17 protein-coding genes are annotated in these 20610 nt (G+C 70.1%); 13 read left to right on the forward strand and 4 right to left on the reverse strand.

Annotated elements, in window-relative coordinates; genetic code table 11:
* The first annotated feature begins 29 nt into the window (after positions 1–29).
* From AC1UKG_RS04665 to hpf, 10 genes are all read left to right on the forward strand, one after another.
* Positions 30–215: a Trm112 family protein gene (locus AC1UKG_RS04665; protein ID WP_018254105.1), complete on the forward strand. Its 186-nt coding sequence runs from the start codon at positions 30–32 to the stop codon at positions 213–215.
* Positions 212–1408, forward strand: coding sequence for an SIS domain-containing protein (locus AC1UKG_RS04670; protein WP_018742090.1), 1197 nt, complete (start codon positions 212–214; stop codon positions 1406–1408). Before AC1UKG_RS04665 ends, AC1UKG_RS04670 begins: the two co-directional genes overlap by 4 nt.
* A gap of 43 nt (positions 1409–1451) precedes the next feature.
* Entirely contained in the window at positions 1452–2423 is a 972-nt protein-coding gene (locus AC1UKG_RS04675) for a cation diffusion facilitator family transporter (protein WP_482641811.1), read from the forward strand.
* 3 nt (positions 2424–2426) lie between these two features.
* Positions 2427–3590: a mannose-6-phosphate isomerase, class I gene (gene manA / locus AC1UKG_RS04680; protein ID WP_018742092.1), complete on the forward strand. Its 1164-nt coding sequence runs from the start codon at positions 2427–2429 to the stop codon at positions 3588–3590.
* 274 nt (positions 3591–3864) lie between these two features.
* Positions 3865–5355 carry an adenosylhomocysteinase gene (gene ahcY, locus AC1UKG_RS04685; protein ID WP_018729660.1) on the forward strand — a complete coding sequence of 497 codons (1491 nt, stop codon included), beginning with the start codon at positions 3865–3867 and terminating at the stop codon, positions 5353–5355.
* 323 nt (positions 5356–5678) lie between these two features.
* Entirely contained in the window at positions 5679–6368 is a 690-nt protein-coding gene (gene mtrA / locus AC1UKG_RS04690) for an MtrAB system response regulator MtrA (RefSeq protein ID WP_011904877.1), read from the forward strand.
* Positions 6369–6458: 90 nt separating this feature from the next.
* Positions 6459–8132 (forward strand): MtrAB system histidine kinase MtrB, encoded by a 1674-nt coding sequence (gene mtrB, locus AC1UKG_RS04695; RefSeq protein WP_026325077.1) that lies wholly within the window; start codon positions 6459–6461, stop codon positions 8130–8132.
* Entirely contained in the window at positions 8129–9898 is a 1770-nt protein-coding gene (locus AC1UKG_RS04700; protein ID WP_482641810.1) for an LpqB family beta-propeller domain-containing protein, read from the forward strand. The genes mtrB and AC1UKG_RS04700 overlap by 4 nt, the downstream gene beginning before the upstream one ends.
* A gap of 6 nt (positions 9899–9904) precedes the next feature.
* Positions 9905–10609: a ComF family protein gene (locus tag AC1UKG_RS04705; protein ID WP_475888828.1), complete on the forward strand. Its 705-nt coding sequence runs from the start codon at positions 9905–9907 to the stop codon at positions 10607–10609.
* 244 nt (positions 10610–10853) lie between these two features.
* Positions 10854–11480 (forward strand): ribosome hibernation-promoting factor, HPF/YfiA family, encoded by a 627-nt coding sequence (gene hpf, locus AC1UKG_RS04710; RefSeq protein WP_018729665.1) that lies wholly within the window; start codon positions 10854–10856, stop codon positions 11478–11480.
* 41 nt (positions 11481–11521) lie between these two features.
* Here the strand turns inward: hpf and AC1UKG_RS04715 are convergent, their stop codons facing one another.
* Entirely contained in the window at positions 11522–12649 is a 1128-nt protein-coding gene (locus AC1UKG_RS04715; protein ID WP_482641809.1) for a GNAT family N-acetyltransferase, read from the reverse strand.
* Between the two features lie 256 nt (positions 12650–12905).
* Here AC1UKG_RS04715 and secA point away from each other — a divergent pair, with 256 nt between their 5' ends.
* The gene (secA, locus tag AC1UKG_RS04720; RefSeq protein WP_018742097.1) at positions 12906–15821 is read left to right on the forward strand and encodes a preprotein translocase subunit SecA; all 2916 of its coding nucleotides are present in this window, start codon (positions 12906–12908) and stop codon (positions 15819–15821) included.
* Positions 15822–15863: 42 nt separating this feature from the next.
* Here the strand turns inward: secA and AC1UKG_RS04725 are convergent, their stop codons facing one another.
* Positions 15864–16457 (reverse strand): Rv3235 family protein, encoded by a 594-nt coding sequence (locus AC1UKG_RS04725; RefSeq protein WP_482641808.1) that lies wholly within the window; start codon positions 16455–16457, stop codon positions 15864–15866.
* A 132-nt stretch (positions 16458–16589) separates the two neighbouring features.
* Complete coding sequence (locus AC1UKG_RS04730) at positions 16590–16820, reverse strand: helix-turn-helix domain-containing protein (protein ID WP_018729670.1); 231 nt, start codon at positions 16818–16820, stop codon at positions 16590–16592.
* 215 nt (positions 16821–17035) lie between these two features.
* On the opposite strand from AC1UKG_RS04730, the gene AC1UKG_RS04735 reads away from it, so the two are divergent.
* Positions 17036–17542, forward strand: coding sequence for a DUF6912 family protein (locus AC1UKG_RS04735; protein ID WP_018742100.1), 507 nt, complete (start codon positions 17036–17038; stop codon positions 17540–17542).
* Between the two features lie 74 nt (positions 17543–17616).
* Here the strand turns inward: AC1UKG_RS04735 and AC1UKG_RS04740 are convergent, their stop codons facing one another.
* Positions 17617–18702, reverse strand: a complete 1086-nt coding sequence (locus tag AC1UKG_RS04740) for a hypothetical protein (protein WP_482641807.1) — start codon at positions 18700–18702, stop codon at positions 17617–17619.
* Positions 18703–18973: 271 nt separating this feature from the next.
* On the opposite strand from AC1UKG_RS04740, the gene pruA reads away from it, so the two are divergent.
* Positions 18974–20602, forward strand: coding sequence for an L-glutamate gamma-semialdehyde dehydrogenase (gene pruA / locus AC1UKG_RS04745; RefSeq protein ID WP_018742102.1), 1629 nt, complete (start codon positions 18974–18976; stop codon positions 20600–20602).
* Positions 20603–20610 lie beyond the last annotated feature (8 nt).

Below are 20610 nucleotides of genomic sequence, written 5' to 3' on the forward strand. Positions count from 1 at the left end.
GGTAGCCCAGAGGTGGAAGGAGCCGCGCCGTGGCCCTGGATCCGCAGTTGCTGGAGATTCTCGCCTGCCCGGACACACACCATGCCCCACTCGACTATGACGCCGGGGCGCAGACGCTCACCTGCACCGAGTGCGGCCGGATCTTCGAGGTCCGCGACGATGTGCCGGTGCTCCTGCTGGATGAGGCGCGCGGCGGCCCGGCGGAGCGGTCGTGATCGACGGTACGGCCGGGGTCAGTGGCCACCGGGAAGTCGACGAGGCTCTGCTGGATGATCTGAAGGCGCTCGCTGAGCGGGATCCGGGTGGGATGCTGCGGCACATCGCGTCCGGCGGGGCGCAGGTCCGCGAGTCGGCCGCCCTCGCCGCCGAGGCCAACCTGTCGGTGTTGGCCGACGAGGGGCGCCCGCGCGCGGTGGTCATCGCGGGTATCGGCACGGCCGGGCGGACCGGTGACGTGCTGGCGACGGTCGCCGGGCCGCGCTGTCCGGTCCCGGTGATCCCACATCGCAGTGCCGGCGTGCCCGGCTGGGTGGGCGCCGCCGACGTGGTGATCGCGGTCAGCGCCTCCGGCCGTAGCCCGGAGGCGCTCGGTGCGGCCGAGGCGGCCCATCGGCGGGGTGCCCGGCTGGTCGCGGTCGGTGCCCCGGACTCCCGGCTACAGTCGGTCGCGGAGCGGGCCCGTGCGCCGTTCATTCCGGTACCCCGACGGGCCCCGGCGCGAGCGAGTCTCTGGGCGCTGACCGTGCCGGTGCTGCTGGCCGCCCGGATGCTCGGTCTGGTCAAGGTCAACGAGGCGGATCTGGCGGAGACCGCCGCTCGACTGGACGCCGAGGCTGATCGGTGTCGGCCGTCCGCCGAGTCCTTCGTCAATCCGGCCAAGTCCCTCGCGTTGGGTCTGGCCGGCTCGATCCCGATCGTCTGGGGGTCGTCACCACTGGCCACCGTCGCGGCGCGCCGCTTCGGCGACACCCTCTCGGCGAATGCCCGGTATCCGGTTGTCTCCGGGGCGCTGGGTGAGGCCGGTCGCGGCCGGGTCGGCCTGCTCGACGGGGTCTTCGGCGGGCTGGCGGAGGGGGAGCGGGACATTTTCGCCGATCCCGACCTGACGACGGCGGTGGGGACCCGGCTGCGGCTGGTGCTGCTGCGCGACGGTGGCCTCAATCCGGAGGACGACGCCGACGAGCCGCTCGCGGTGGAGGAGCGGCGCGCGGACGCGGTGCAGACCCTCGCCGAGCGGCGGGGGGTGCGCGCGGACGTGGTCACCGCCGAAGGCGGCTCGGCCCTGGAGCGGCTCGCCTCGCTGATCGCGGTGCCGGACTTCGCCTCGATCTATCTCGCGCTGGCGCATGGCCTGGATCCGATGGCCGTTCCCGCGGTCACCGAGATGAAGGAGTTGGCCAGTCAGTGAGCGCAGGTAGGGGCGCCGCAGCCCAGCGAAGTGGGGCCGCGGCGTGAGCGCCAGTGGTGGGACACGGGCAATCATCGCCGCGCTGTTGGCCAACACGGGTATTGCGGTAACGAAGTTCATCGCCTTCGTGCTGACCGGCTCGTCGTCGATGCTGGCCGAATCGATCCACTCGGTCGCAGACGCCGGCAACCAGGGCCTGCTGCTGCTTGGTGGGCGGCGGGCGAGGCGTGCCGCGACCCCACAGCACCCGTTCGGGTACGGCCGGGAACGCTACATTTACGCGTTCATTGTCTCCATTGTCCTGTTCAGTGTTGGTGGCCTCTTCGCCCTGTACGAGGCGTACCACAAGTGGTCGCACCCGGAGGGCATCGAGAGCTGGCAGTGGGTCCCGGTCGTTGTCCTGGTGAGCGCTATCGTCATGGAGACGTTTTCTTTTCGGACCGCGATCGAGGAGTCGAATCGCGTCCGTGGAAAGCAGTCCTGGGTGCGGTTCGTCCGACGGGCCAAGGCTCCCGAGCTGCCGGTGGTGCTCCTGGAGGATCTGGGTGCGCTGGTCGGTCTGATCTTCGCGCTCTTCGGGGTCGGCATGACCCTGGTCACCAAGGATGGCCGGTGGGACGCCGCCGGTACCGCGATGATCGGTGTTCTGCTGGTGGTGATCGCGGTCATCCTCGCCATCGAGACCAAGAGCCTGCTCCTCGGTGAGGGCGCCGAGGCGCACGAGGTCGAGGCGATCGAGAAGGCGATGACCGCCGGTGGAGAGGTCGAGCGAATCATTCACATGAAGACGCTCTACCTCGGCCCCGAGGAGCTGATGGTGGCGGCGAAGGTCGCCGTCACCTCGGTTGGCAGCGCCGAGGCGCTGGCCCGGGGTATCAACGCGGTGGAGGCAAGGGTCCGCGCCGCCGTGCCGATCGCCCGGGTGATCTATCTGGAGCCGGACGTCTTCGTCGCGTCTGGTGCTGAGCGGACCGAAAGTGAACCCGGCGCGAACGTCGGGCTGTCTGGGGGTTGACCCATGGAATTGTTGTACGGGCCGATCCGAAACTATGCCTGGGGCTCACGCTCGGCGATCGCCACCCTTCAGGGGCGACCTACGCCGAGTCCGGAGCCGGAGGCGGAGCTGTGGTTGGGCGCGCATCCGGGCGCACCGGCCAGCGTGGACCGGGACGGGACCCGGGTCAGTCTGGTCGAGTTGTTGTCGGCCGAGCCGGGGCACTGGTTGGGCCAGCAGGTCGTTGATCGGTTCGGCGTTCGGCTGCCGTTCCTGCTCAAGGTCCTCGCCGCCGACGCGCCGCTCAGTCTTCAGGCCCATCCTGACCCGGAGCAGGCCCGCGCCGGCCACGCCGCCGACGCGGCGCGGGAGGCGGGGCAGCGTAACTACGTGGACCCGTTCCACAAGCCGGAGCTGCTGGTGGCGCTGACCCCGATGGAGGCGCTCTGCGGGTTCCGTGATCCGGCAGAGTCCGCGGAGGTGCTTGCCGCTTTCGGCGTACCGTCGCTGGAGCCGGTGGTGGCCGCCCTGCGGACGGGAGCGGCAGGGCTCGCCGACGCGGTTCGTCTCCTGTTGACCTTCCCTACCGATCAGCGCGCCGGGCTGGTGGCGGCGGTGGCGTCGGCGGCGGTGGAGAGTCCGGACGCACGGCTGGCCCGGTCACTCGCCGACAGCTACCCGGGCGACCCCGGCGTGCTGGTGGCGCTGCTGCTCAACTGGGTGCGGATCGCGCCGGGGGAGGCGATCTGGATGCCGGCCGGGAACCTGCACGCGTACCTGCGCGGCACCGGCGTCGAGATCATGGCGGCGAGCGACAACGTGTTGCGCGGGGGGTTGACGCCAAAGCGGATCGACGTCGAGGAGCTCCTGCGGGTGCTGCGATTCGAGGTGTTGGACGACCCGGTGGTGCGGGCGGTACCGGTCGCGCCCGGCGTGGTCTGCTGGCCGGTGCCGGTGGACGACTTCGCGTTGTACCAGGTGCAGGTGGGCCCGGATCAGCCGGAGGTGACGGTGCCGCTGGTCGGGCCGCGGGTGGTGCTCTGCGGTGCCGGCGCCCTCACCGTGGACGATGGTGCCGGCTCGGTGGAACTGGGGCCGGGGCAGGCGGCGGTGAGTCCGGCAGCCGCCGGTGAGCTGCGGATCGCGGGTACGGGCGAGGCGTACGTGGCGAGTGCCGGGCTGCGCTGAGCCGCACTCCAGTAACACGCAAGTCCGACTTTTCCGGAATAGCTTGACTCGCCTGGACCACAGTGTGACTCTTTAAGCGCACAGCGTTGTCGCGACGACGGTCTCGGGGGCGTGTGGGGAACTAAACCGGGGGGATGTGCGGGGCGGTCGGACCAGGGACGGAGCTTTCCTCCCGGGGTCGACCGCCTCGTGCGCTGTCCGGGGAGGGGCGCGGTCGACCGCTACGCGCGCGTAAGGTGTTTATCGCGCTGCACATCGTCGACAGGAGTACTTCATGACCAGCACCCTTCCGGCGTCCGCCAGCGGGACGTCCCAGCCCACCACCGTCTCCGACGGTGACTACAAGGTTGCGGACCTGTCGCTTGCTGCGTTTGGGCGCAAGGAGATTCGGCTCGCGGAGCATGAGATGCCGGGCTTGATGGCGCTTCGGCAGGAGTTTGGGCAGTCGCGGCCGTTGGCTGGTGCGCGGATTTCGGGTTCACTGCACATGACTGTGCAGACGGCCGTGTTGATCGAGACGTTGGTGGTGTTGGGAGCACAGGTCCGGTGGGCGTCGTGCAACATCTTCTCCACCCAGGACCATGCCGCTGCCGCCGTGGTGGTGGGTCCGGAGGGCACCCCGGAGGCGCCGGCGGGAGTGCCGGTCTTCGCCTGGAAGGGCGAGTCGCTGGAGGAGTACTGGTGGTGCACCGAGCAGGCGCTGACCTGGCCGGGTGACGAGGGTCTGAACATGATCCTCGACGATGGTGGCGACGCCACAATGCTGGTGCACAAGGGCGTCGAGTTCGAGCGGGCCGGTGCGGTGCCGGCGGCGGACGCCAGCGACAGCGAAGAATTCACGGTGTTCCTTGACCTGCTGCGTCGGTCGCTGGAGCGCGACGGCGGAAAGTGGACCCGGTTGGCGAGCGGCATCCGTGGCGTGACGGAGGAGACGACCACGGGTGTGCACCGTTTGTATGAGATGCACCGGGCGGGCTCGCTGCTGTTCCCGGCGATCAATGTTAATGATGCGGTAACGAAGAGCAAGTTCGACAACCGGTATGGGTGTCGGCATTCGTTGGTCGATGGGATCAACCGGGCCACCGATGTGCTGATCGGTGGCAAGGTCGCGGTGGTCATCGGCTACGGCGACGTGGGCAAGGGGTGCGCGGAATCGCTGCGTGGCCAGGGCGCCCGCGTGGTGGTGGCCGAGATCGACCCGATCTGTGCGCTCCAGGCGGCGATGGATGGTTACCAGGTTGCCACGGTGGAAGACGTGGTGGAGACCGCCGATATCTTCATCACGGCGACCGGGTGCTTCGATGTGATTACCAACGAGCACATGGCGCGGATGAAGCACCAGGCGATCGTGGGTAACATCGGCCACTTCGACAATGAGATCGACATGGCGGGGCTGGCGCGTCGGACGGATGTGACGCGGGAGAACGTCAAGCCGCAGGTGGATGTGTGGCGGTTCGATGACGGGCACGCGGTGATCGTGCTCTCGGAGGGGCGGCTGCTGAACCTGGGCAACGCCACCGGCCACCCGTCGTTCGTGATGTCCAACAGCTTCGCCGACCAGACGATCGCTCAGATCGAGCTGTTCACGAAGACCGACGAGTACCCGACGGGCGTGCACGTGCTGCCGAAGCACCTGGACGAGAAGGTCGCGCGGCTGCACCTGGACGCGTTGGGTGCGCGGTTGTCGACCTTGACCAAGGAGCAGGCGGCGTACCTCGGGGTGCAGCAGGAGGGTCCGTTCAAGCCGGACCACTACCGCTACTGAGTCGCGCCCCGAAGGGTGTGAACTCGTGTGCTGGCCGGCCCCACCCGATGGGCGGGGCCGGCCAGCCCCCGGCGGCTGCGGCATCACGTGGTCAGCCCCGCGTGCGTACAGAAATGCCTCTTCGGTGCTGGCGCCGGTGGGCACCCCCAGGGATCATGGTGGCAGACTGGTCCGATCAGCTGACCCGCGTGGCCGGCGGTGACGTCCCGGCCGTGGGGTGCTGCGTGACGACGGCCGACGGCATCGACGCCAGCGGACGGTGGATCCCGCCCCGGAGGCGGACGTGGATCCCATGACGGAGATGGGGATGGAAGATTAATCCCATGAGAGCTCGGGTACTGGTGGTTGACGATGACCCCGCCCTCGCCGAGATGCTGGGCATCGTCCTGCGCAGCGAGGGCTTCCTGCCCTCGTTCGTGGCCGATGGCGAACGTGCCCTGGCCGCGTTCCGGGAGAACCGGCCGGACATCGTGCTGCTCGACCTCATGCTGCCGGGCATGAGTGGCATCGACGTGGCCCGGTCGATCCGGGGCGAGTCGGGTGTACCGATCGTCATGCTGACTGCCAAGAGCGACACGGTTGATGTCGTCCTGGGGCTGGAGTCCGGGGCGGACGACTACGTGGTGAAGCCGTTCAAGCCGAAGGAGCTGGTGGCCCGGATGCGGGCCCGGCTACGCCGGGGTGAGGATGCCGCCCCCGAGTTGCTCACCATCGGTCCCCCGGGCAACCAGATCACCATCGACGTGCCGGCGCATACCGTCAGCCGCAACGGCGAGGAGGTGAAGCTCACGCCGTTGGAGTTCGACCTGCTGGTCGCGCTCGCCCGTAAGCCGCGGCAGGTCTTCACGCGGGAGGTCTTGTTGGAACAGGTCTGGGGGTACCGGCATGCCGCCGACACCCGCCTGGTCAACGTGCACGTCCAGCGGCTCCGGGCCAAGATCGAGCCAGATCCGGAGCGGCCGGAAATCATCCTCACCGTGCGCGGCGTGGGCTACAAGGCGGGTACCGGATAACCTGGCCACACTGTGGCCGACTCCCTGGTTCCCGATCCCACCACGACCGGCTCCCCGCGTCGCCTCGCCGTCGGGGAGCTGTGGCGTGCCGTGGGCGCGTGCGGCACGCGACTGGTCGCCGGGCTGCACCAGGCCTGGCGGCGCTCGTTGCAGCTGCGGGTGGTGACCATCACGCTCCTGGCCTCCAGCCTGCTGGTCGGTGGCTTCGCTTACCTCATCGCAGACAAGATCACCAGCATCCTGCTGGAGAACGCCGAGACCGATGTGCAGACCCGGCTGAACAGCGGTGCGGCGTACGCGGCGAAACAGCTCGGGTTCTACCACAAGCCGGAGGAGGCGCAGTTCCAGGAGACCGTTGACGGGACGGTGAACTATCTGGCCGGCGGCGACCCCCAGCAGGCGACGGGGGTGGTGGTCGCCCTGATCGCGGACAACGCCGAAGGAGTGATCCAAACCCGAACCGCCCCGGTGGTGAGCAACCTCAATTCGTTGATCAGCCCGGAGCTGCGCGCCACCGTCGCCGGGGGTGAGGTCGCCAGTCAGATCAGTACCGGCCGCCTCGGCGAGACCGATACGAAGTATCTGGCCTACGGCTCTCCGGTGCCGACCCAGTTCGGTCAGGTCGAGCTCTACTACCTCGTTCCGTTGACCCGGCAGGACGAGACCGCAGCCGACGCCCGGGCGACCGTGGTCGGGACCGGTCTCGCCCTGGTGGTACTGCTCGGGCTGCTCGCCGCCCTGGTGACCCGGCTGGTGGTGACGCCGGTCCGGGTGGCCGCCCGGACCGCGCAACGCCTCTCCGCCGGCCTGCTCGACCAGCGGATGGCGGTCAACGGCGAGGACGATCTGGCGCTGCTCGCCGAGTCCTTCAACCAGATGGCGACCAACCTGCAACGGCAGATCCTCCGGTTGGAGGAGATGTCGCGGCTGCAACGCCGCTTCACCTCGGATGTCTCGCACGAGCTGCGGACTCCGTTGACCACGGTCCGGATGGCCGCAGATTTGATCTTCGCCGAACGGGATGAGTTCGACCCGGCCGTGGCCCGGAGCGCCGAGCTGCTCCAGACGGAGCTGGATCGGTTCGAGGAGCTGTTGACCGACCTCTTGGAGATCAGTCGATTCGACGCCGGCTTCGCCGCCCTGGACGCCGAACCCACCGACCTGGTGCCGGTCGTGCACCGGGTGGTGGGTCGGCTGGCTTCTCTCGCCGAGCGGGTCGGGGTCACCGTCGAGCTGGATCTGCCGGGGGGCCCGGTCATCGCCGAAGTTGACCCACGTCGCGTCGAACGGGTCCTGCGGAACCTGGTCGGCAACGCCGTCGAGCACGGCGAGGGTAAGCCGGTACGCATCACCCTGGGGGCGGACGAGACCGCGGTGGCGGTCACCGTGCGCGACCGCGGGTTGGGGCTCAAACCCGGGGAGGAGAAGTTGATTTTCAACCGGTTCTGGCGGGCCGACCCGTCGCGGGCCCGACAGACCGGGGGCACCGGGTTGGGCCTGTCGATCAGCCTTGAGGACGCCCGGCTGCACCGCGGGTGGCTGGAGGCGTGGGGCGCGCCAGGGCAGGGGGCTCAGTTCCGGCTCACCCTGCCGGCGCGGGCCGGTGACCGGCTGACCTCCTCGCCGCTGCGACTGGTTCCCGGCGACGCGCAGCTGCCGTGCGGCGGCCCACGCGAGGGCGGGTTGCTCGCCATCGGTCAGGGCAGTGCGGGGGCGCTGGCAGTGGGTCCCGCACCGGTCGACGGTGCGGAGGTCCGGTCGTGAGCCGTCAGATACTCGGTGGCCTGCTCGGTGGCGTCCTTCTCGTCACCGCGGCCGGTTGCGGGATCCCAGGCCAGACCGAGGTGCGCATCGAGGGTCCCGGACCGGCGGCCGAGACGGGTACGAGTAGCGGGGGCCGGTCCGCGCCGCCGTCTCGTACCGCGGCGGACAGCCGGGAGGAGTTCGTCGACTACTTCCTCGCTGCCGCGGCCGGGGAGCCGGATGGGGCGTACGACCGGGTCAGCGAGTTCGTCGTCCCGGAGGAGCGAGCCCGGCTGCCGCAGAAGGAGGGGAGCGAGATCGCGCTGACCGTGGTGCGGCTGGTCGAGGAGCCGGTCATCGTCCCCGGGCCGGAGAAGATCCAGGTCACCCTCACGGTGCAGCAGGTCGGGCAGCTGACCGCCGATGGGGTGCTGGCGCCACCGGAGGCCACCCCCGAGACGTACGAGTTCGGGCTGAGCCCGTTCTCGCCGGAGGGCGGGGACGAGGTCGAGTGGTTTGTGACGGACCCGCCAAACGTGCTCCTACTCAGCGTCGAGGCGCTGCAGGAGTACTACAAGCCCTGGACCGTCTACTTCTGGAGTTCCGACCGGCTACGCCTGGTGCCGGACCAGCGCTACCTGGCCCGCGCCGTGCCCGAGGACCGACTGGTCAGTGAGGTGGTCCGGTGGCTGGTCGGAGGCCACTCCGCCTGGCTGAAGCGGGCGATCAGCGGGTTGCCAGACGGCACCAATCTGATCAACAACGCCACCCGGACGGACGATCGTTGGGAGGTCAACCTGGACATGACCGGTGCGGACCGCGACCGGCTGAGGCTGCTCGCCACCCAGCTCGTGTGGTCGTTGCCGGAGTTGACCGGGCAGCTCGAGTTGAAGATCCGCAACCAGTCGCAGTTGACCATCGAGGATATGGGGCAGCACCGGAGGCTGAATCCGGTTTATCAGGTCGAATCCCTCCCGCAGCCCTTCTGCATCTACGAGGGGGCGATCCGTTCCCTCGGCCCAGCGGCGGTGCCAGTGGCGCCGGCCGCGAACGAGAAGGTGCTCTCGGCCGGGCTCAGTCGCTCGGGCCAACGTACTCTCGCGGCACTCACGGTCGATGCCGGGGGCGGGCAGCAACGACTCGCGGTGGAGGTCGGCTCCGCCCCCCTCACCGCGTTCGCGGTGAGTCAGGAGACGTTCCGGACGATGAGCCGCCCGCTCTGGCTACGGTCGGCGCAACCGCAGCGGCCGGTCGGCCTGGTCGTCGCCGACGGCCAGCTGTACCGCTTTGACGAGGCGGCCAAGCTGGACCTGGTGCAGCTGAGCCTGGAGAGCGTGACAGCGGTGGCCGCCGCCCTGGACGGGCATCGGCTGGCGATCGTCAGCGGTGGCGAGCTCTACCTGGCAGCGGTAAGTCACGATGGGGACACGCTCGCCGTCGGGCCGCCCCGCCGCAGCCGCACCTCCCTCACCGGGCTCACCGCAGTCGACTGGTACGACGAGAACAGCCTGGTTCTGGCCGGCGCGAAGGGCGGCAAACGAGTGCTCTACGAGGTCGGAGTAGATGGGGCCCGGGAGACCAACCTGCATGTCACCGGCGCCATCGTCACGCACCTGACGGCGTACCCGGGGCGTCCGGAGGCCCCGTACGGCACGGTGATGTATGAGGCCAACGATGTGGCGTACCAGGGCTTCCCGATGAAGCGGATCACCCCGGACCAGGTTCGGGACATCGCGCCAACCGATGCTCACGCGAGCGACCCGTCCGCGCCCCTCCTGCTCTTCTGACCCGTGATGCGGGGCCTCGGCCGAGTCGTCCAGGACCTTGGCGCACTGGTGCTGCCGGTGGAGTGCGCCGGCTGCCGAGACCGGCGGCCCGGGCTGCGGCAGGGCGTCTGCCCGGACTGCGTCGCGGCGCTGGGCGACCTACGACCGAGGCCGGTACGTCCGACTCCGGCCCCGGAAGGTCTGCCGCCCTGCGTGGCGCTCGGGCCCTATGCGGGCCCGCTGCGCGAGGTGCTGCTCGCGTACAAGGACCAGGGCCGGCATGGGCTGGCGAGGCCGCTTGGTGCGCTGCTCGCCGAGGTGGTGGCGGTCGCGGTCGGCCCGGTGCGCCCGGTGTCGCTGGTGCCGGTGCCGGACACCCCGGCCGCGGCTCGTGCCCGCTACGGCGACCACCTCAGCCGGCTGGCCCGGCACTGCGCGCAGCGGCTGCGGCGGGCCGGCTGGCCGGTCGAGGTCCGCTCCGCGGTGCGGGCGCTGCCCCGGCCGGACTCGGTGACTCTGGACAGCGCGGGCCGGGCGGCGTCGGCCGCCGCGGCGTTTCGGACCCGGCACCGGTGGCGGCCGCTGCCGGCGGGTACGGCGCTGGTCGTCGTGGACGACATCGTTACCACCGGTTCGACGCTCGCCGCGGTGAGCCGCGTGCTGACCGCGACCGGTCGGGTGCCGTCGGTGGCGGCGGTGCTCGCGGCGACCGAGCGGAGGCAGCACCGGTAACCGATCGTGTTTTCTTTCTCCCTCTTGGTGAACGATTCAGGAAAAATCCTGGACTGTCCTGAAAACCAGGGGTGACGGTCGGCGGAACAGGAGTTAGCGTTCTGCTGTCGGGGGAAGGAGGAGTTCTCCCACCTCCCGGCGGTGAAGGGAGGCGTAGCCGCACTGACCGGTCGACGCCGAGTGGGACCGTCCCGAGGGGCGACCGGGGTACCGCAGTAACGACCATCCGAACGAGGGAGGTCACGTGGACATCGTGGTCAAGGGCCGGAACGTCGAAGTTCCAGATCATTTCCGGGTGCACGTAGCGGAGAAGCTCGCCAAGATCGAGCGCTACGATCACAAGATCATCCGGGTTGATGTCGAGCTGTTCCATGAGCGCAATCCGCGTCAGGCGGACCACTGCCAGCGGGTGGAGATCACCTGCTTTTCCCGGGGTCCGGTGATGCGGGCCGAGGCGGGCACGAGCGACTTCTACAGCGCGCTCGATGCGGCCATCGCCCGGCTGGACGCCCGGATGCGCCGGGCAGCCGACCGCCGTCGGGTCCACCACGGCCGGCACGCCCCCATCTCCGTCGCCGCCGCCACCGCCGGGCTTCCGGTGACCGACCTCGTCGCCGGACCCCTGTCCGCCGACGCTGCCACGGCGACGGCGGTCGCCGAGCGGGCCGAGGAGGAGCGCGACGACCAGCCGTGGCACATCGCCCGGGAGAAGGTCCACCCCGCCGAGCCGATGACCATTGACGACGCCCTGTTCCAGATGGAGCTGGTCGGGCACGACTTCTACCTGTTCCAGGACAAGGAGTCCGGTCGGCCCAGCGTCGTCTACCGGCGGCATGCCTACGACTACGGGATCATCTCTCTGGCCGTCTGACGCCCAGGTGCGGGCCGGGGCGCACCGGGCCGGTCAGCGGCTCAGCGTGCTCCGGGTGCCCTGGTGAGGTCGCCCGGGAGCAGGCCGAAGAGCGTACTGTCCGTGCGGTGCCCGTCGCTGGCGGGGAAGCGCCCGCGCACCCGCCCCTCCCGGCGGAACCCGGCCCGTTCCAACACCCGCTCCGAGGCGATGTTGCCGGCGTGGGTGTCCGCCCAGATCCGGCCGAGCCGGACCTCGGTGAATCCCCATGCGGCGAGCAGCCGGACCGCACGGCTGCCGTACCCGCGTCCGCGCCAGGCCGGCAGCAGGCTGTAGCCGACCATGCCCTGGTGGAGCTGCGGGTTGTCGAGGACCAGTTGGCAGATGCCGGCGGTGGCCCCGCTGCTCGCGTCGATGATGGCCAGGTTCGCGACCTGGTCCCGGAGCCATCGGGACTGCCCCTCCCGGCACCTCTGTTCGACGTCCGCCCGCCGCGGCGGCTCCGGCGGCACCAGGATGGCGACCACCTCGGGCTGGGTGTGCAGGTGGTACATGGCCTCCGCGTGCTGCGGGCCGCGCGGCCGGAGCTCCACCACGCCGTCGGTGAGTCGGCCGTCGGGCAGGTCCGGCAGCAACCGTGGAGCCGGCCCCGCGGGGTCGTCGGCGAGCCGGGCCCAGGTGAGGAGATCAGCCCGTTCGCCGTCTCGGCCGCGGCTCGCCAACCGGCGTACGCCCTCGGGGCGGAAGCCGGCGGCCAGCGCCACCCGCTGGCTGGCGATGTTCTCCGGGACGGTGAGGAGCTCCAGCCGGCGGATCCCGTTGGCGAACGCCCAGTCGGCGAGGGTCTGGGTCGCCGCCGTGGCGACGCCGCGCCCCCGCGCCCACGGGGCGACCCAGTAGCCGATCGCCGCCTCCTGGCGGCTGGGGGCCGGGTCGTTCAGCCCGACCGTGCCGAGGAGCCGATCCGTGTCGCGGTCCGCGATGGCGTACGCGGCCCCGCCGTTGGCCCAGGCCGCGGGCGCCCCTTCGGTGATCCACCACCGGGCGTCCGCCTCCGTGTACGGCGACGGCAGCGCCGTCAGGAAGTGTTGGACCAGCGGGTCGGAGCAGGCGGCCATCGTGTCGGGGATGTCCTCGAGGCGGGACAGGCGCAGCCGGATCCCGGGCCCGTCGATGGTCTCCGGCGTCATGCCGCATCCGGTCCCGGCAGGGTGTCGATCCCGGCCGGCCGCTCCGCGGGGAACCCCCCGTCCGGATTAGTGAGCTCGATTCGTCTCATCTGAGCCATCGTGCCGGATCGTTCGCCCACGGCGTAACCGGATTAGGCCCACCCGCTCAGGCCGAGTGCGTTATGTCTGTTTCGGCGGAACGGACCCCGCCACCAGTGACCATCGCCGCGATGGAACGCCTACGATGGTTCGAGACTGTCTAGGGGAGCGTTGATCCGTGTCGATTCTGGAAAAGGTCCTCCGTGCGGGCGAGGGGCGCCTGGTGCGCCGGCTCAAGGCGATTGCCGCCGCCGTCAACTCGATCGAGGACGACTACGTCAACCTCACCGACGACGAGCTGCGGGAGATGACCGCGCAGTTCCGGGAGCGGTTGGAGGGCGGCGAGACCCTTGATGACCTGTTGCCCGAGGCGTTCGCGGTCTGTCGCGAGGGCGCTGCCCGGGTGCTTGGTCAGCGCCCGTACGACGTCCAGGTGATGGGTGGCGCGGCGCTGCACTTCGGCAACATCGCCGAGATGAAGACCGGTGAGGGGAAGACCCTCACCTCGGTCATGCCGGTCTACCTCAACGCGCTCTCCGGCGAGGGCGTGCACGTGATCACGGTCAACGACTACCTGGCCGAGCGGGACGCCGCCTGGATGGGCCGGGTGCACGAGTTCCTCGGGCTCACCGTCGGCGTCGTGCTGCCCAACCGGCCCGCCGCCGAGCATCGCGCCGCCTACGAGTGCGACATCACCTACGGCACCAACAACGAGTTCGGCTTCGACTACCTGCGCGACAACATGGCCTGGTCGAAGGAGGACCTGGTCCAGCGAGGCCACAACTTCGCCGTTGTGGACGAGGTCGACTCGATCCTGATCGACGAGGCCCGCACCCCGCTGATCATTTCCGGTCCGGCCGAACACTCCGCCCGCTGGTATGGCGAGTTCGCCGCGGTGGTCGCCCGGCTCCAGGCCGGCAAGGACGGTGAGGGCGACTACGAGGTCGACTATGCCAAGCGCACGGTCGCAGTGACGGAGCGGGGAGTCGGCAAGGTCGAGGACCGGCTCGGCATCGACAACCTCTACGAGTCGGTCAACACGCCGCTGGTCGGTTACCTGAACAACGCGATCAAGGCGAAGGAACTCTTCAAGCGGGACAAGGACTACATCGTCAGCGAGGGCGAGGTCCTGATCGTTGACCAGTTCACCGGCCGCATTCTGCACGGGCGTCGCTACAACGAGGGCATGCACCAGGCGATCGAGGCCAAGGAGGGGGTGGAGATCAAGCAGGAGAACCAGACCCTCGCGACCATCACCCTCCAGAACTACTTCCGCCTCTACGCGAAGCTCGCCGGGATGACCGGTACCGCCCAGACCGAGGCGGGCGAGTTCAACAAGGTCTACAAGGTCGGGGTGGTGACGATCCCGACGCACCGGCCGATGGTCCGGGAGGACCGCTCCGACGTCATCTACAAGACCGAGAAGGCCAAGTTCAATGCGGTCGTTGACGACATCGTCGAGCGGCACCACGCCGGCCAGCCGGTGCTCGTCGGCACGGTCTCGGTGGAGAATTCCGAGATCCTCTCGCAGCTCCTGCGCCGCCGGGGCATCCCGCACTCGGTGCTGAACGCGAAGTTCCACGCCCGCGAAGCGGAGATCGTCGCCCAGGCCGGTCGCAAGGGTGCGGTCACCGTCGCCACCAACATGGCCGGCCGCGGCACCGACATCCTGCTCGGTGGTAACCCCGAGTTCCTCGCCGCCAACGAGCTGCGCCAGCGCGGGCTCGACCCGGCCGAGCACGAGGAGGAGTACGCCAAGGCGATGGAGGAGGTCCTGCCCACCTGGAAGCAGGCCTGCGACGCCGAGGCGGAGGAGGTCTCCGCCGCCGGCGGCCTCTACGTGCTGGGCACTGAGCGGCACGAGTCCCGGCGGATCGACAACCAGCTGCGCGGCCGGTCGGGCCGCCAGGGCGACCCGGGTGAGTCCCGTTTCTACCTGTCGCTGCAGGACGAGTTGATGAAGCGTTTCCGCTCCGGCGCCGTCGAGGCCGTCATGGAGCGCTTCAACATCCCGGAGGATGTGCCCATCGAGTCGAAGATGGTCACGCGCCAGATCAAGACCGCGCAGTCGCAGATCGAGTCCCAGAACGCCGAGCTCCGCAAGAACGTCCTGAAGTACGACGAGGTCATGAACAAGCAGCGGCAGGTGATCTACGCTGAGCGGCTTCGGGTGCTCAACGGCGAGGACCTGTCGGACCAGGTCCGGAACATGATCGACGACGTCGTCGAGGCGTATGTCCGCGGCGCCACCGCGGAGGGCTACGCCGAGGACTGGGATTTCGAGCAGCTCTGGTCCAGCCTCAAGCAGCTCTACCCGGTGGGCATCACCATCGAGGAGCTGGAGGAGGAGGCCGGCGGATCCAGGGCGAGCATCGATGTCGACTTCCTGCTCAGCCGGCTCAAGGAGGACGCGAACGCCGCGTACGACCGCCGCGAGGAGCAGCTCGGCACGGAGGGTGTCCGCCAGCTTGAGCGGATGGTCCTGCTCCAGGTGATCGACCGCAAGTGGCGTGAACACCTCTACGAGATGGACTACCTCCAGGAGGGCATCAACCTTCGGGCCTACGCCCAGCGGGACCCGGTGGTGGAGTACCAGCGCGAGGGCTTCGACATGTTCGCCACCATGATGGACGGCATCAAGGAGGAGACGGTCGGCTTCCTCTACAACCTGGACGTGCAGGTTCAGGAGCCGGAGCCGGCGGCCGACGAGGTCAAGCTCCTGGAGAAGCCGGTCGAGGTCCGGGCCAAGGGCCTTGGCCGCGCGCCGCAACAGCAGGGCCTGCAATACTCTGCGCCGACTATCGACGGGCAGGCCGGGCGCGGCTCGGTCGCCGTCGAGCGGGCGGACGAGGCGGCACCGCAGGAGGGGCGTCCTGCCATGACCGCTCCGGCTGCCCCCGGGCAGACCGCTCCCACCGCCCCGCAGCGGCGAGGCAGCGGTGGGCGTGGCCATGCCGTCGCCGCCGGCACCGCCCGCCGGGCGGCGCCGGGGCAGGCCGAGGGCGGCAATGGGCCATCGCGCAACGCGCCGTGCCCGTGTGGCTCGGGCCGTAAGTACAAGCGCTGCCATGGCTCGCCCAACGGCGGCGCCTGACCGACCTGTGAAAAGGTGTGCACGCGTTGCGTGCGCACCTTTTCACAGAACGTTGAGAGCGGTGCAGAGCCAGCTGCCGCGACGCCGTTCGAGGCGGATCGCCATCGCCCAGGTCCTGCCGGCTGGCCCGGCCAGTACGGCGGCTGCCTCGACGGCCGCGTCTCGCGGTTCACATACCCGCAGCCGGCGTAGGCGCGTGCCGGGCCGGGAGGAGCGGCGTCGCACCGGCCCCGCGCGGGCGGTGGCGTGGGTCAGCTCGGCCGCCAGCTCGGCCGCCTGGGTGGGGTCAAGCAGTCGCCGCAGTTGGCTGTGGGGCCGATAGCCGTTGATCACCTCCAGGCAGGTGGTGACGAACCGATGCGCAACCCGGGTCGCCTCCGGGGTGGCGGTGGCCGGCGTCGTGGCGGGCAACCGGGTCGGGACGCGCCGGGGCCCGGGCGGGCCCGCTCCGGCCCCGCGGCGCTGACCGGGTGGGCGGGTCAGCGGGCCTGGGCCGGGCTGGAACAGGTCGAGCGCCAGCTGGCCCTCGATCGGCCAGCTGGCGGGGTCATCTTCGACGTAGGGCGGGTCGATTGACGGGGCCGGGCGAAGCCGGACCGGGGGACGAGTCGGCTCGGGGCGGCGGACGGCAGTCATCCCGGCCCTCCAGATCCTTGTGTTTGCTTTCGTTTGCCTACGGCAGACCATGATTCTGGAGGATCAAGGAGGGGATGGTCAATGCCTGTGGATGGGCGGGCGGTGGGGGATGTCGACGCCGGCTCGGGCCGGCTACTCCGGCTCCCGTTCGACGAGGGGGTTGTCCCGAACCCACTCGGCGGTCTCCGCGTACTTGTGGTTGATGTACTCCTCCAGCCGTACGCGCTCCACCCGCCACTGACCGCGTCCGCCGATCTTGATCGCCGGCAGCTCGCCGCTACGTACCATGTGGTAGACCTGCGAGTCCGACACGTTCAGCTCGGCGGCGACCTCGGACAGCAGCAGAAACCTCGGCTCCGCCACACAAACTCCCTGAGTTGGCTGCGTTTGCCTCAGTTTGCCACCAGCGGAGGCGCAACGGCAGCAGGGTCCAATGGGGCGCCGGGAGTGCGCTCGGAAACACTCCGGGAACCCCACTTTCGTCGAGCCCGTCCGGGGTGTATGACAGTCACGGCGTACGGCATGACCAGCGCCCCCAGACCGGCGTCCGCCGGTGGAGCTGAACCCAGGGAGAACCGGTGACCAAAGAGCATGTCCGGGTGTATGTCCCGGCGACCGTGCCGATGCTGACTTTGCTGCGGACGGCCGGGCTCCCCGCGGCCTCCGCGCACGCGGTCACCCCGGCGCTGCGCGAGTGGTACGCCGAGGGGGACGAGGAGGAGTTGGAGTACGTCGCCTTCACCCGGGCCGCCCAGGATGCGCTCCAACTCCTGCAGGCCGACGATGCGGCACCACGCCGCCGGGTCGTCGTCTCGGCTGATCTGCCCGCGGCCACCCCCGTACCGGGCGACGCGGACCTGGGGTCCAGCACGGTCGAGCTGGCCGGCCCGGTGCCGGTGGGGGCGGTGGCCGCCATCCACGTGGACGGGACGGACGCGGTCCACGACATCGCCGCCGCAGCCCGGGTGGTGACCGAGGCGCTCGGCGGTGACCCGGACGCGCAGTTCACCGTTGACGGGGCCGAAGACCACGAGCTGGAGTGGTACGACATCACGGAGTTGGACCAGCTCCTCGGCTTGAGCTAGCCCAGCGGCTCGACGTGGTTGGCCGCCCCCGGAGCTGCTCCGGCTGACCTCGAACGTCCTCCGGCCGGTGCGGCTCACTCCCCGTCCGGGTCGTCCTCGTCCAGCGGGGCAGGTCCGAGGGTCCGGCCGAAGGCGATCATCGCGGTCAGCGCGCCGACGAAGAGCACCCAGATCCCGTTGTCCACCCGGGAGGTGCCGAGAGAGGTCTGTGCCACGGCGTCCGCTTCGCTCAGCGCGCCAGCCAGGTCGAGCAGCCGCCGTCCCCCGATCCGCAGGATCACCTCGGCGACGAGCAGCAGTAGGCCGGGGCCGGCCCCGGCGATCAGGTAGGCGGGCCAGCGCAGGCTGGGCCGATCGCCGAGGTGCGCCGCACGGCGTCGGGACCAGGTCAAGTAGCCGAAGGCCAACAGGCCCGCCACCAGGCCGGCGAGCAGGGACTCGGTACGGGAGACCCACTTCGCGGCGCTGAGCAGCGACTCCTGGGTGTCGCCCGCGCCGAAGAGGTCGAAGAGTGGGTCCCGTGCCCAGCTGAACGCCACGACGAAGACGAGCGTGCCGAGGCCGGCGGCCACCACCGCGCCAACTACCGGGGCGGTCCGCGTCGCGGCGATGCCCCCGCCGATGATGGCGGCGGCGGCGGTAGTGCCGGCGATCACGTTGGTGGTGCCGGTGTCAGCGTAGGTCAGGTTGATGGCGAAGGCGGCGGCGAGCCCGATCAGCAGCCCGCTGGCGACCGCCGCGACAAAGCGCAGGGTGCTCCGGTCCCGACCCCGATGGGCGAGCAGCTCCGCCCCGAACAGCGCGAAGGCGGTGCCGGCGACGAGCGCGGCCGAGATCACCCCGGGTAGGGCGAAGGCGGAGAGGCTGATCGCGGTGATTCCGGCTGCCGCCGAGTCGATTACGGCACGGGTGGACCAGAGCATGGCGGCCAGCCAGCCGAGAGCCAGCAGGCCGAGCGTCGGCGCGCCGGGGGTGGGTAGGCCGGCCGTTGCCGCCGCCGGCGGGCCGGCCGTGAGTGGGTCCGCCGCGTCCGGGAGCTCCGGGCCCGCTGCGCCCCGCTGCTCCCGGCTCGCTGCGTCCAGGTGTGCCGGGCTCGCCTCGTCCGCGTCCGGGCGCGCCTGCGTCGGCTCCGTGGCGGAGTCGCCGGGCTGCTTCGTCATCGTCGTCCCTTCGACCGGCACCCGGCCCACGGCGCGGCCGGTGGTTCACCGGCCCACCAGGGTACGCGTCGTTCGCCGTTCGGCCGGGAGCCGTGTCCGCCGGTGCGGGGAGGGTTGGGTGGTGGGGAAGAGGGTCCAAACGTGGGAGAATCAGTCGCGGTCCCGCCGCCGTAACGGGCCCCTGCGGCCCCGGTGCTCGGCGTCCGGCCACCCGGCCGACGCTCCGCGGGTCCGCTACCCCCACTGCCACGAATGCCCCAGGAGCCTTTTGATGGACGCCGTCTTCTCCGTGCCCGAGCCCCGCAACGAGCCGGTACGCGCCTACGCGCCGGGGGACACCGACCGGGACCGGCTGCAACGGCGGCTGGTCGAGCTGGCCAGCGACCGGATCGACCTGCCGATGACCATCGCGGGCGAGCAACGGATGGCCGGCGGTGCCTCGATCGACGTGGTGCAGCCCCACCGACACGCGCATGTGCTGGGCGTCACCGCCCACGCCACCCACGATGACGCTCGGGCCGCGGTGCAGGCCGCGAAGGACGCGGCGCCCGGGTGGCGGGCGTTGCCGTTCGCGGAGCGGGCAGCGATCTTCCTCCGCGCCGCTGACCTGCTCGCCGGGCCCTGGCGGGACACGCTCAACGCCGCCACGATGCTCGGCCAGTCGAAGACCGCGTTCCAGGCGGAGATCGACTCGGCTTGTGAACTTATCGACTTCCTTCGGTTCAACGTCCACTTCGCTCGCCGACTCCTCGCCGAGCAGCCCCTCTCCTCGTCGGGCACCTGGAACCGGTTCGACCACCGTCCGCTCGAGGGCTTCGTCTACGCGATCACCCCGTTCAACTTCACCGCGATCGCCGGCAACCTGCCTTCGGCCCCGGCCCTGCTCGGCAATACAGTGGTCTGGAAGCCGGCCCCCACCCAGCAGTTCGCCGCGCACTTCACGATGCGGCTCTTCGAGGCGGCAGGCCTGCCCCCCGGCGTGATCAACATGGTCACCGGGCGGGGTGTGGAGGTGTCCGACGTGGTGCTGGCCGACCCGGACCTGGCCGGCATCCACTTCACCGGCTCCACCAAGGTCTTCCAACAGCTCTGGCGGACCGTCGGCGAGAAGATCGCTCACTACCGGACCTACCCACGGCTGGTCGGCGAGACCGGCGGCAAGGACTTCGTGGTCGCCCACCCCAGCGCTGATGTGGACGCGCTGCACACCGCCCTGATTCGGGGCGCGTACGAGTTCCAGGGGCAGAAGTGCTCCGCGGCCTCCCGCGCGTACATTCCACGGTCGTTGTGGGCAGGTGGGCTGCGCGACCGGCTCGCCGCCACCGCGGAGGCGCTCACCTACGGCGACGTCACCGATTTCAGTAACTTCGGTGGTGCCGTCATCGACGCCAAGGCGTACGCGCGGCACACCGCCGCCCTGGAGTTGATCTCAGGGGATGACTCGTGCCAGGTTGTCGCCGGCGGCACCGCTGACGACTCAATCGGCTACTTCGTTCGGCCGACACTCTTCGAGTGCACCGACGCCGCCCACGAGACCTTCACCACCGAGTACTTCGGCCCGATCCTCGGCGTGCACGTCTTCGACGACGACCGCTTCGACGAGGTGGTCACTCAGGCCGAGTCGATCGCGCCGTACGCGTTGACCGGCGCCATTTTCGCCAATGACCGGCAGGTGGTTGATCGGGTCGCCGAGCGGATGCGGTACGCGGCCGGCAACTTCTACATCAACGACAAGCCCACTGGTGCGGTAGTGGGTCAGCAGCCGTTCGGCGGCGCCCGCGCCAGTGGCACCAACGACAAGGCCGGCTCCTGGCAGAACCTGGTCCGGTGGATGTCACCACGCACGATCAAAGAAACCTTCGTTCCGCCGACCGGCCACACCTATCCCCACATGGACTAACCAGAAGG

It is taken from the genome of Salinispora sp. CH2A1_6, assembly GCF_056820975.1.